The following is a 12622-nucleotide window of genomic DNA, read 5'->3' on the forward strand; positions in this document are numbered from 1 at the left end:
CCATATGCTTATCATGGGATACAGTTTGTAACGTTGCTAGAGAGTAGGAGCCGTGGGCATAGAGTCGCGATACAATCCTGCTGCTATTGAAACGAAATGGCAGCGAGTCTGGGCCGACCAAGGACTGGATCGGGCCGACGAGGACCCGACTAAACCTAAATACTATGCTCTGTCCATGTTTCCCTATCCCTCGGGTAACCTGCACATGGGCCACGTGCGCAACTATACCATCACCGATGTGATCAGTCGGGTGCGCCGCATGCAGGGCTGCCGAGTGCTGCATCCCATGGGGTGGGATGCGTTTGGATTGCCGGCTGAAAATGCGGCCATTGATCGGGGGATTCCGCCTGGGCAATGGACGTATCAAAACATTGCCCAGATGAAGCAGCAGCTGAAGCACCTAGGGCTCTCCTATGATTGGAACCGGGAAGTGGCCACCTGTGCTCCTGACTATTATCGCTGGACTCAGTGGATTTTCCTGCAGTTCTATGGAGCTGGCTTAGCCTATCAACAAGAAGCCGCGGTGAATTGGGATCCTGTGGATCAGACCGTTCTAGCCAATGAGCAGGTGGATAGCGACGGCCGCTCCTGGCGGTCTGGGGCCAAGGTTGAGCGCAAACTGTTGCGTCAGTGGTTCTTGAAAATCACCGATTACGCCGAAGAGTTACTCCAAGATCTCGATAAACTCCCCGGTTGGCCAGAGCGGGTTAAAACCATGCAAGCCAATTGGATTGGCAAATCGACTGGGGCTGAGGTGATCTTTGTGGCCGACACGGGAGATGAGATATCGGTGTTTACCACCCGCCCGGATACCCTCTGGGGGGCCACCTTCATGGTGCTCTCACCGGAACATCCCTTGCTGGCAAAGCTGACGACGCCCGCACAGGCAGAAGCCGTCAAGACTTACCAGCAGCAGGCAGCAGCCAAGAGTGATATGGATCGCCTGGCCGATGACAAGGAGAAAACCGGGGTCTGGACCGGTAGCTATGCTACTAATCCAGTCAATGGGGAAAAGGTGCCGATTTGGATCGCTGACTATGTATTGATGGGCTACGGCACGGGAGCCATCATGGCAGTGCCGGCCCATGATCAACGCGATTTCGAATTTGCCCGTCAGTTTGGGCTATCGGTGAAGGTAGTTGTACAGCCCGATGACCAGCCTCTGGATGGGGAGACAATGACCGCAGCCTGGCCCCACGATGGCAGGATGGTCAATTCTGGTCCCTTGGATGGCGTTCCTGCCGGAAAAGGCGATGGAGAGAGTGTAACTACGGCTATCCAATGGTTAGAGGCGAACGGCAAGGGGCAGGGGCAGGTCAACTATCGATTGCGAGACTGGTTGATTTCTCGTCAACGCTATTGGGGCGTGCCCATTCCCATGGTGCACTGCCCTGACTGTGGCACGGTGCCGGTGCCGGAGGAGCAGTTGCCTGTGTGCTTGCCAGAGAGTGTCGCCTTTTCTGGAAGAGGCCCTTCGCCGCTGGCTACTCTAGAAGACTGGGTCAACGTGCCTTGTCCCACCTGTGGTGCCTTAGCCCAGCGGGAAACTGACACCATGGATACGTTTATTGATTCTTCTTGGTACTTTTTGCGCTATGCCGATGCCCGCAACCAGGAGCGGGTCTTTGCATCGACCAAAGTCAACGACTGGCTACCCGTCGATCAATATGTAGGCGGCATCGAGCACGCCATTTTGCACCTGCTCTACTCTCGTTTCTTTACCAAGGTCTTGCGGGATCGAGGCTTGCTCAATTTTGACGAGCCCTTCCAGCGGCTACTGACCCAGGGTATGGTGCAGGGATTAACCTACATGAACCCCAACAAGGCAGGCAAGGATAAGTGGGTGCCAGCTCACTTAGTCAAGGATCCTGATAATCCTCTCGACCCAGACACTGGAGACCCCCTGGAAAGGCTCTATGCCACCATGTCGAAATCTAAGGGCAATGGGGTAGCTCCTGGGGATGTCTTGGCCAAGTATGGAGCCGATACAGCCCGCATGTTTATTCTCTTTAAGGCTCCCCCTGAGAAAGACTTGGAGTGGGACGATGCCGATGTGGAGGGGCAATACCGATTTCTGAATCGGGTCTGGCGGCTATTCACTGAGTTCATTGACGAGCGTGACACGGCGTCCCCTTGGCAAGTCACTGTGCCACCAGCCGCAGAGTTATCTAAACCTGAGAAAGAGTTGCGCCGCGCCATTCACACAGCTATTAAGGAGATCAGCGCCGACATTGAAGGGGATTATCAGTTCAATACGGCTGTCTCGGAGCTGATGAAGCTTAGCAATGCCCTCAATGATGCCCCCTGCAAAGAGTCGCCGGTGTATGCCGAGGGGATGCAGACTTTGCTGTTGTTGCTGGCTCCCTTTGCCCCCCATATTGCTGATGAACTGTGGCATCAACTGGGTCATGACGAGTCAGTTCATCGGCAACCTTGGCCTCAGGTAGATGAGACAGCCCTGGTCGCTGATGAAATTACCCTGGTGATTCAAATCATGGGGAAAACTCGGGGCACGATTGAGGTCCCCGCCGAGTCTGATCAGGCGGCCTTAGAGCAATATGCCCGGGAATCAGAGGTAGCCCAGCGCTATCTGGATGGACAAACCGTGAAAAAGGTAATCGTGGTGCCAGGGAAGCTGGTGAATTTTGTCGTGGCTAAGTAGCGTGGATCTTGCCATTGGCTATTTGAGGCTTTTTCTATGCCAGGACAGGTAACCCACCAATTGCTCTAGAGCGGCAATCCATTGCCGCTCAGCCTCATGTTCTGAATCAGCTGCAAAAATTCGTGGCCGCGTGATTCAAAAACTCCTTCCGCCAGCGATTGAGCACACTGGCATGCAGTTTGTTGCTCCGGCAAATCTCCGCTGACGTTTTCTATCTCATCAGCACTTGCAGGACCACTTTGGCCTTAAATTCAGCCGTATATTGTCGTCGATTTCCGCTCGTAGCTGCCCCCTTTCGTAGAACAAGGATACTGCTCTTAGCCTTGTGTCTGAAAATCGGGGGCATTTCAGCCTGAAAAGTAGGCGTTATTCAGGCGTTATTCAATAGAGGTGTGGAGCTGAGGTAATTCGGTAGCACTCCTGCCATCGACGAGGGTTCGAGTCATCATGGGATTCTCTTGATGGGTAAAGCCCGTGGGACTGTCGGGATGCAACACCACCACGATTAGCCCCGTGTCATCGGTGCAGAAGCGGTGCTGGTCATGGGCGGGAATGACAAATAGGGTGCCCGGTTGCAGGGGAAGGTGCTGTTGCGGAGTCGTGAGGCTACCGCCACCTGTCACCACTAATCCGACCCGATAGCTGGGGTGGGTATGAAGGGTTTGCTCAATTCCCCCGGGTAAGTACATGCCGTGCAGGCAGGGATCCCCGCGGCAAATGGGCGGGATCAGCAGGCTGCTGGTACCGCCGTTGATATAGGCGAGACGACCGCAGCTTTCTAAAGGACCGCCCACCATAAACATCCCCTGGTAACGTAGAAGGGTGATTACCATGCCAGCGGAGGCCGCTCCGTCAATGTGACCGCTACCCGGCAGAGAAAAGTACATGCCGGGCTGCAACCGATAGTCGTCGTTTTGGGCGGCTCGATGCAGGTGAGGTTGTCCCTGATAGACGAAGCCAACGTGGGTGCCCGGGGCAAATAGCTCTAGGGAATGGTGCCACCAGGTGTGCACCTGAATTCGAGGGAACTCTTGGTTGAGCTCGATGACGGGCTGGGCGGACAGACAATACAGGCTGGAGGCCATGGCGGTATCCTCGACTAGGTGGACTGCAGGGGTAAAAAGAGGGTGTCTTCGAGGTGTTGACGCTGCTCCGGGGCAAGCCTACAACCGTCTCGGTTGAGGCAGTCGACTAGGAGCTGGGTGCCGTAGTAGTACTGCCTCAGGAGGGTTTTCTCTGCCGCCGTGAAGTGCCAGTGTTGCTCGATGTGATGGCGGGCCTTGGCTGCCGCTCTGGCGCTATCGGCCACATGTTTGATGGTGTCGTCGTCCTGAGTGTGGTGGTTGAGGCGCTGGAGCAGTGTTTTGAGGGTAGTGCGCTGGTCGCTGTTGAGGTCCCTACAGGTAAGGGCGATTTGGATGGCGATCAGCATTACCGCATTGGCGGATGGGGCAGCGGTGATTTGATGGGTGGCATCGTACTGGCGGGCGGCAGCAATGCCGTCCTGTAGGGACAGACCGTCAACCATGCGAGTGAGGAAACTGGCACAGACCAGCAGGTTCGCCTGGCGATCTACCTGCAGGGCGACGGCACGGTTCTCGTCGATGTCAAAGTCGACGTCGAAGTAAAACGCTCGCACGGCTGCCGGTTTAATGTCGGCCAAGTCTAGGGCGGCGCTGCGATCGCAAATATCCTGCAGAAACTGTTGTAGCCGTTGGCAGTCGGCGAGGAGGTGATCCACGGCTTGCTTCATGGGCAACAGCAGCAGGGCCGCATCCCGCAGCAGTTCCGTAGTCAGCAAAAACACCTCCCGCCACCGCCGCTCCCATAGATGATTCACCAAGGACTGGCAGGTGGTGGTGAGGGACGGACTGTTGAACACGATTTCCCGGGCGGCAAAATACTCATGAAAGGTGAGGTGGGAGAAGGAATAAATGCCCTTTGCCCGTTCGATCAACAGGCCGTGTTGGGCCTCAATGGAGCGCAGGATGGCCTCACTATCCAGGTGCAACTCGTCTGCGGCGGGATGGGTTTTAGAGAAGTGGCGGATGTAGTCGGCGATATAGTGCTCAACCATCCCTTGTTTCATGAAATAGTCTTTCTGCTGGAAGGTAATTAAGGCGATATAGCTCAAGAGATCGGCTTTGCGCTGATGGGAGAGCTGGCGATAGACTTGCTCCCGCTGGATTCCTCGCTTGGCATCCCATTTCTTTAAAAGGGCGTCAATGCCTTCGCGATATAGTTCCGAGCGGCTGCTAGGGCATTCGCCTGATTCCTCAAAGGCCAGACAGACCAGGGTCAACAATAGGGGGCTGACCGTGAGTTGCTTAATGCGAGGGCGTTGGTCTAAATGCCGGAGGAAAGTGACGGCATCGATGGGTTTATGGCGGAACCACTTGTGAGCAAAGTCAGCCACTTGGGCGTCGTCGAAGTCGGCCACTTCAACTTCGGTGAAGGGTTCAAACACATAGTCCCAGGCGGCAATACGGCAGGTCATGACGAATTGGCTGCGCCAGAATTGCTCAGAAAAGTTACGAATTTCTCGAATCACCCGCTGATGATCTTCGCCTCTGACTTCGTCTAAGCCATCCAGAAGCACTAGCCCATGGCCACTGTGAAGAACCCGATAGAAATCGGCGCTCAGTTGCCCTTGGTCAATGGCGGCCCCGTGGGGAGCATAGGGGTATAGGTCGCGATGGCTGATGTAGTCTAGTAGGCCGGGTCGACCGCCGGCTTCGGCAAAGTCTTTGAGGGTGACGAAGATAGGCACATGGTCGGCCTCAAAGGCTCCTTCGTTGCACTGAATCGCTAGGTGCTTCAAAAAGGTGGTCTTGCCGGCCCCTGGCTTGCCTAGCAGAATCAACTTGCGGTAGGTTTGCACGGCGTCTAGGGCCGGCATTCGCTCCTCGAGGACAGGCCCTAAGCCTACCCGCTCGAAGTCCTCGCGGTCGCAGCGGGCCAACAACGCTTCGATATGCTGGTGCCGGCGACCGCTAATTTGCTCCAGAATGTTGACGCTGGTGTAGATATCGTGGACCCCGATAGGATGCGACATGTCTAACACCCGCATGGTGCCGCAGCGCTCTCGGATGCTGGGGTAGACTTGGCGCCGTAGTTGGTTAACGATGTCATCGACAGTGATCGCCGCAGAAGCTAGGGGTTGGGGGGAAGCACTGACCATGGACGGTGGGGACGACAGGCCGGCAATTACTTGCCAGTCCAGACCGATGCGATCGCAAATGCCCATGAACAGAACCTGAGAAATCGCTTCCCCCTTGAAAAAATTAGTCACTGGCTGACGACTACACCCCACCATGGCGGCCAACTGCTTCTGCGTCCACCCGGCCTTCGTCAAGGCCTGACTGGCCAGGTGCAGCCCTTCAGGCGAGGCAGATAGGGACGGCTTGGCCATGGGAACCCTCCAGTAGCTCAAGGATTCATTGTACTCACCTCAGCGCCACCTAGGCATTACTGCAGCAAATCATGGGATTAGCGGCCCTGATTCAGCCTGTGCCAGTACTTTAATTATCTTTACTTTACTTTTACTCACTATTTAAGTAGGATCTAACCTATCAGCTTAGAGGGTGGTCATCCCAACAGCTACTGCCCGAGTGGTGCATGAAACTGCTCGCTTCAGACATACATAGGGTCACTACGGACTAACTTCTGTTGTGCGCATTGTTCACTGCAAGGATCCCTTGCTCAGCCCATGCAACAACTCCTTGGCCAAACCATACATAATCGCTATCGGATTCAATCCTTACTGGGGCGTCAAACTGGCCGTAGGACTTTCCTGGCCACCGACTTAGCAACGCAATCGCCCGTTGTCGTCAAGCTGCTGCTGTTTAATCCCGACTTTACCTGGGAAGACTTCAAGCTGTTTGAGCGGGAGGCCAACACCCTCAAGGCCCTCGACCATGCAGCGATTCCGCAATACCTTGACTCCTTTGAACTCGATACGCAGTTAGGCAAAGGCTTCGCCCTAGTGCAGAGCTATATTGACGCCTCTTCCTTAGAGACGGCAATTCAGGCAGGGCGGCTGTTTACAGAAGCAGATCTGATTGAGATAGCGGGTCAAATCTTAGAGATTTTGATCTATCTGCATGGGCAAAACCCACCAGTTATCCACCGCGATATTAAACCCAGCAATATTCTGCTGGCCAATCGCTCTGGCCATAGCGTTGGCACTCTCTATCTGGTTGATTTTGGTTCGGTCCAGACCGCCATAAATCAAAACAGCGGCACCATTACTATCGTTGGTAGCTATGGCTATATTCCCCTAGAACAATTTGCTGGCAAAACCACGACCGCATCAGATTTATACGGCCTGGGGATGACGTTAATTTATCTGATAACCGGTGTTCATCCCGCTGATCTTCCCCAGATCAATGGCCAAGTTGATTTTAGCGGTGATCGGATTAGCTATAGGTTCTCAAGATGGCTAAAACAGATGACTAATCCCCATCTAGATCGACGATTTGATTCCACTACCGCAGCACTCAAGGCACTTCACGTTGACGCAGAAAGCGATGGCTGTAATTCCCACCTCAAGCCTGCCAGTAGCCAGGTTGAGCTGTATCGAGATTGCGATCGCATTGAGATAATCACCCAAAAAACACCTGTTGCAGATTCCTGCGCAGGTTGTATCGTTCTTGCATTTTTCTCCATCATACTTTCTCTATCTACAGGCTCTTTAGTGATAGGAACTTCATTGTTTCTATCGATCATTCTCATAAGTGGAATTTACGCCAGAAACCTAGTGACTACTAAAGAAGTACTATGTATCGAGAGAAATACGAAAATTAGTATATTTTATCGCAGAGGCTCAACTCAGCGGGAGCATCATTCGTCTCCATTTCAAGCAATTAATTTACTGGCTTATAATCCAGGCTATACCTTCGACCGCTACATCAATGAGCAAGGCAGAACAATTACGGGTGGGACAGTCACCATTTCTCCGAATCTCTCTGTTTATGCTGGCAGTCTTGAATATCAAGTGGGTGGCGGGCACCTTTCTCAAGCAGAGCTGTGGTGGCTGGGACAGGAACTGAGTGACTTTCTGAATCTGGAAATGAAAATCATTTATCCCACCCCTAAAGTCCCTGCAGAGCAAACCTGTGGATGTGGCTGTTAAGTTTAGCTACAAGGACATTGATCATGACACCAGACCAAAAAGCCTTGTATGCTCGCATCTGCCGATTTGAGCTAGACGACCCATCGGCAAGCTTTCCCTTTTCTGCCAAACTCGCCTGGGAATATCAGTGGTCAGAAATCTATACCTACCGAGCCATTCAGGAATACAAGAAATTCATGTTCCTGGCAACGATCAGCGATATAGATCTCTCGCCCTCTACTGTCGTTGATCGGGTCTGGCATCTGCATCTACTATATACCCGTTCCTACTGGGATGAGTTTTGCGGCAAGGTTTTGAATAAACCACTCCACCATTTTCCGGGATCAGGAGGAGTAGATGAAGGTCTAAAATATTATCACCAATACTGTCGAACAGTAGACATGTATTTTAACTATTTTGGCGCGCCACCGAATGATATTTGGAATCGACCCAAGTTCAAGAGTGAAGGAACATTGTTCCAATGGGTGGATCGTCGCCGCTGCTGGATTATTTCGAAGCCAACTATAGTATTCTGGTTTCAGAAACTGTTTGGAAAGGAGACATGCAAGCTTTGGACAAGGACTTTAGCCGTTTCGCCTAAACTTTTGGTGAAAAAACAGTCTGATCGAAATCTAGTGCCATTTGGTGATAAAGGAACCTTTTCTGAGGCTCATATCAAAGAGGCTAAGTACTCAAATGGCAGCAACAGTAATTTTATTGGATCGGTCGCTGACTACCATTAGAATTCCACTGAAGTTTGAGCGTAAACTAGAAAGAAATCAGGAGCTCTAGTGCATCTACGGGGTGACGCTATACTCGGTCATTCATTAATGGAAGTCGATTAGGATCTAATGATGAATTAGGGTGTTGGCTAACTTGATGGCAGTTATTTAGGGCAAACCCATGAAGGTGCGGATCTATGTTCTAGCTTGGGGGGGTGTGATACTGTCCTGGCTCGAAGTACCTACTCAGGTATCGATGGGTTTCGGGGCAACAGGGTTAGCCGCTGCCGAGATTTCCCAGCCTGCTGATAGCGGCGAGGAGGTGGAAGCTCTCAGTGAAGCCGAGATGGGGCTTTCTGATCAGGGCGCATCTCTCCATTTCGCCCTCACCTGGGCCAGCCAGCATCCCGCGGCCACTGCCACAATCCCCCAAACAGAAGCCAGTCAGCATTTAGAGACTTTACAGACGTACCGGCGTGAGGCCAGTCAGTATATCGCCCAAGCCACCGCGCTGTTAACCACTGGCGAGATTGACGCCGCCCTTGACTCCTATGACCGGGCCATCCAGCTATGGCAACAAGGGCTGGAGCTACTGCAGTCGCAGGCTGCCCCTGATCTGCAGCGGGAATTTCTGCTGGGACTGTCCCTTGCCTTCGGAGTGGTGGGGGAGCAGCACCGTCAGGTCCAACGCTACGATCAGGCCCTAGCGACGACGGAGCAGGGACTACGCTATGGTCAACGGCTCTTGGCTTTGACTGATGCTGCCGATGGTTCAGAGGATGCTTTCTATCCGGAGGCGCTCAATGCGCTGCAACTGCTCTACAGCAATCTTGGCTTCATTTACGCCGGGCAGCATCTCTATCCGGAGGCGCTGGCGGCCCAGCAGCAGGCGTTGGCGATGGCTGCGCAGCTGGATGATCCGGCCCTGATGTTCCGGAGTCTGACGGCCATCTATGCCACCCATGTAGCCCTGAGCGACTACCGGCAAGCGCTGACGATAAATGAACGGCGGCTTGCGATCGCAACTACCCTAGAAGACCCGGATGGGCAGCTATCTGCCCTGATAGGCCTGGGCAGAACCTACCACGACCTGGGCCGCTATCCAGAGGCATTAGCCCACCATCAGCGGGCCTTGTTCCTGGCCAGAGAGCACAGCCGTCTCAGAGATGAAATCTCCAGCCTCAACAATCTGGGGCTGACTCACAGCGTGTTAGGACGGTATGACGAGGCCCTAACGGCCCTAAATACTGCCCTCAGCCTCACCCGAGAGCTGCGCCAGCGTCTCCAAACAGCCGATACCCTGGAGCTTGATCGAGCCTGCTTCCCGCTGCTCAGCCAGGAGTTCAGCCGCACCGACGTCTCCCGACAATTCTGCCTGGAGGGCACCTGGCTCTCCGAGAGCAAGATTCTCAACACCATGGCGAGCGTCTATGAAGCCCAGGGCCGCTACTCAGAGGCCCTGGAGCGCTACCAACAATCCCTTGCGATCGCAAAAGAGCACCTCCAGGGGAGTCCGCTCTACAGCAAACAGGACGAAGCGACGTTTCTGAATAATATTGGCGGGCTTCACGGAAATCGAGGCGACTACGATCAGGCCCGGGAGTATTACCAGCAGGCCTTCGCCCTGCAAACCGCTATCGCAGACCGGCAAGGCATGGCCGTCAGCCTCAATAATATCGGCGCTCTCTATGAGACCCAGGGACGATACCCCGAGGCACTGAATCAGCTCAACCGGGCCTTGGAACTCGCTGAAGCCCTTGGGCTGCAAACCTTAAAAGGCAGTGTCCTGAGTAATTTGGGGTCAATATATCGGCAACAAGGCGAGTTTGAGCGGGCCGCAGCCCTCTACCAAGCGTCCCTGGAACTCGATCGCAGCTTGGGACGCCGAGACGACGTGGCCGTGAGCTTCAATAATCTCGGCCTGCTCAAATTTGAACAGGGCCAGTACGGCCAAGCCATCGACTACGTGCAGCAAGCCCTGGCCATTCATCGGGCCATTGGTCAGCGCCCCCACCAAATTATCGATCTCAACAACCTCGGCAGCTATTACCGGGCCCAAGGTCGTTATGCCGATTCCCTAGGGAGGCTGCAGCAGGCGTTAGGGATTGCCCAAGAGATTGGCAACCGTAGCGGTCAAGCCTATGCCCTATTGCAGTTGGGCAAAACCCACAGACAGCTGGGCCAGTATGAGCCCGCCCTCGCCTTCAGCCAGCCAGCCCTGTCCCTGTTTCAGGCCATGGGCGATCGCACCGGTGAGGCGGCAACCTTAGCCGACCAGGGGCTCATCTACGCCCAACAAAACCGCCACGAGTTAGCCCTGCAGAGCTTCGAAGCAGCCCTGGCCATCTATCGCACCACAGGAGATGTAGCAGGGGAAAGTATCACCCTGCAACAGGTGGGCTTCCTGCACGAGAAGGCAGGCGACTATCCAGCTGCCGAGACCGCCTTCCAGCAGACATTAGCCATCCAGCAACAAATTGGGGCACGAGGCTTTGAGGGCATCAGCTTACAAGGGTTGGGCACCGTCTATGCCGCCCAAGGCCATCCCCGAGCCCTGGAGACCTTACAACGGGCTATCGCCCGCCATCGAGACGTGGGTAATCGCCCCAGGGAAGCCGATGCCCTGAACAATCAAGGGGCAGCGCTGATTCGCGCGGGCAAATTTTCCCAGGCTGAGGCCGTCCTCCGTCAGTCCCTTGACCTGTTTGAATCCCTGCGCACGGATCTCCTCGATGACCAGTTGATTGCGATTCTCGACAGTCAGGCCAGCGCCTATGCCAACCTGGAGCGGGCGTTGATCGCTCAAGACAAACCCACCGAGGCCCTAGCTATTACCGAACGAGGGCGGGCTCGGGCCTTTGTGCTGCAACTTGCCGGGCGCCTGTCCAAAAGCGCCAAGCCGAACTGGCGATTCATCCCACGGCTCAGGCCCCGACAATTGCTGAAATCCGGCAGATTGCCCGCGACAACAACACAACCCTGGTGGCCTACTCCCTGATCTTCGATCAAGCCCTCTATATCTGGGTGGTTCAGCCCTCGGGCAACATCGAGTTTCGCGCCATCGACTGGGAGGCGTCACTCTGGCAATGCCGATTTGAGCGTCAATCCCCTTGCGGCTATTGACGGTCCCCTCTATCGCCATGGGTCGGCGCTGACAACACGAGTTGCCACTGTCAGAGCCAGGATTACCATTGAGCGGCACGACTCGTCGACCCAACTACAAGCCCTGCATCAGCTCTTAATCGAGCCCATTGCCGACCTATTGCCCCCAGATCCCGAGCAGACCGTCGTTTTTATTCCCCAGGGCAGCCTTTTCCTGGTACCGTTCCCCGCCTTACAAGACCCAGACGGCACCTATCTGATTGACAACCATACCGTTCTCACCGCCCCATCGATTCAGGTGTTTGGTCTGGCCAGTGCCATGAGACGGCAACGAGGTGGGGAGCCGACCCTGAGCCCGGTCGCAGGGGAGGGTTTGCGATCCGAGCAGACTGCCTTGGTCGTGGGGGATCCGGTGATGCCCTCTGTTTGGTTGCCAGAGGTGGGTCAACAGGTGCAGCTAGCCCCTCTCCCCGGGGCCAGGACTGAAGCTGAGACAATTGGTCGTTTTCTGGGCGTCCCCGCCCTCACCGGCACTCAGGCCAGCGAGGCCCATGTCAAGCAGCGACTGCCCTCAGCCCGACTGATTCACTTAGCCACCCATGGCCTGCTCGACCACGGCCATCCTCAAGCCTCCGGCGCTCCGGATGTGCCGGGAGCGCTGGCGCTAGCTCCCGGAGACGGTGAAGACGGCTTGCTCACCACTGCCGAAATTTTGGCGATGGAGCTGCAGGCCGAACTCGCTATTCTCAGTGCCTGTGATACCGGGCCGGGGCCGCATTACTGGCGATGGCGTAGTGGGACTATCCCGCTCTTTGATTACGGCTGGGGTGCCCAGTGTGATCGTGTCGTTGTGGGCCGTGCCGGATGCTCCTACCGCGGACCTGATGACGGAGTTTTACCGCCAGCTTCAGCAGGGACAATCCCCGGCCCAGGCGTTACGGCAGGCGATGTTAACGATCCAGCAGAAACACCCAAATCCTAGAGACTGGGCCGGGTTTACGCTCCTGGGGGCAGCGGAGTAAC

The 12622-nt window shown here is 55.1% G+C and carries 8 protein-coding genes and 1 pseudogene; 7 read left to right on the forward strand and 2 right to left on the reverse strand.

The features are described 5' to 3' along the window. Positions 1 to 58: 58 nt before the first annotated feature. Positions 59 to 2662: a leucine--tRNA ligase gene (leuS, locus tag XM38_RS07280; protein WP_088431569.1), complete on the forward strand. Its 2604-nt coding sequence runs from the start codon at positions 59 to 61 to the stop codon at positions 2660 to 2662. Between the two features lie 377 nt (positions 2663 to 3039). Here the strand turns inward: leuS and XM38_RS07285 are convergent, their stop codons facing one another. Continuing rightward, complete coding sequence (locus tag XM38_RS07285) at positions 3040 to 3747, reverse strand: cupin domain-containing protein (protein ID WP_225889210.1); 708 nt, start codon at positions 3745 to 3747, stop codon at positions 3040 to 3042. A gap of 14 nt (positions 3748 to 3761) precedes the next feature. After that, a complete protein-coding gene (locus XM38_RS07290) occupies positions 3762 to 6074 on the reverse strand; it encodes an NACHT domain-containing protein (RefSeq protein ID WP_080807273.1) in 2313 nt (770 codons plus the stop codon). A 297-nt stretch (positions 6075 to 6371) separates the two neighbouring features. Here XM38_RS07290 and XM38_RS07295 point away from each other — a divergent pair, with 297 nt between their 5' ends. From XM38_RS07295 to XM38_RS28715, 6 genes and pseudogenes are all read left to right on the forward strand, one after another. Continuing rightward, the gene (locus tag XM38_RS07295) at positions 6372 to 7796 is read left to right on the forward strand and encodes a serine/threonine protein kinase (RefSeq protein WP_088429417.1); all 1425 of its coding nucleotides are present in this window, start codon (positions 6372 to 6374) and stop codon (positions 7794 to 7796) included. A gap of 23 nt (positions 7797 to 7819) precedes the next feature. Further along, complete coding sequence (locus XM38_RS07300; protein ID WP_225889212.1) at positions 7820 to 8518, forward strand: glycine-rich domain-containing protein; 699 nt, start codon at positions 7820 to 7822, stop codon at positions 8516 to 8518. Positions 8519 to 8678: 160 nt separating this feature from the next. Then, positions 8679 to 11495 (forward strand): tetratricopeptide repeat protein, encoded by a 2817-nt coding sequence (locus XM38_RS07305; RefSeq protein WP_088429419.1) that lies wholly within the window; start codon positions 8679 to 8681, stop codon positions 11493 to 11495. Beyond that, positions 11480 to 11620, forward strand: coding sequence for a hypothetical protein (locus tag XM38_RS26335; RefSeq protein ID WP_202978847.1), 141 nt, complete (start codon positions 11480 to 11482; stop codon positions 11618 to 11620). Before XM38_RS07305 ends, XM38_RS26335 begins: the two co-directional genes overlap by 16 nt. A 139-nt stretch (positions 11621 to 11759) precedes the next feature. Further along, a pseudogene (locus tag XM38_RS28710) lies at positions 11760 to 12302 on the forward strand (CHAT domain-containing protein); the annotation flags it as partial. 91 nt (positions 12303 to 12393) lie between these two features. Continuing rightward, the gene (locus XM38_RS28715; RefSeq protein ID WP_391540778.1) at positions 12394 to 12621 is read left to right on the forward strand and encodes a CHAT domain-containing protein; all 228 of its coding nucleotides are present in this window, start codon (positions 12394 to 12396) and stop codon (positions 12619 to 12621) included. The last annotated feature ends 1 nt before the right edge of the window (position 12622 follow it).

It is taken from the genome of Halomicronema hongdechloris C2206 (assembly GCF_002075285.3).
GTDB lineage: Bacteria > Cyanobacteriota > Cyanobacteriia > Phormidesmidales > Phormidesmidaceae > Halomicronema_B > Halomicronema_B hongdechloris.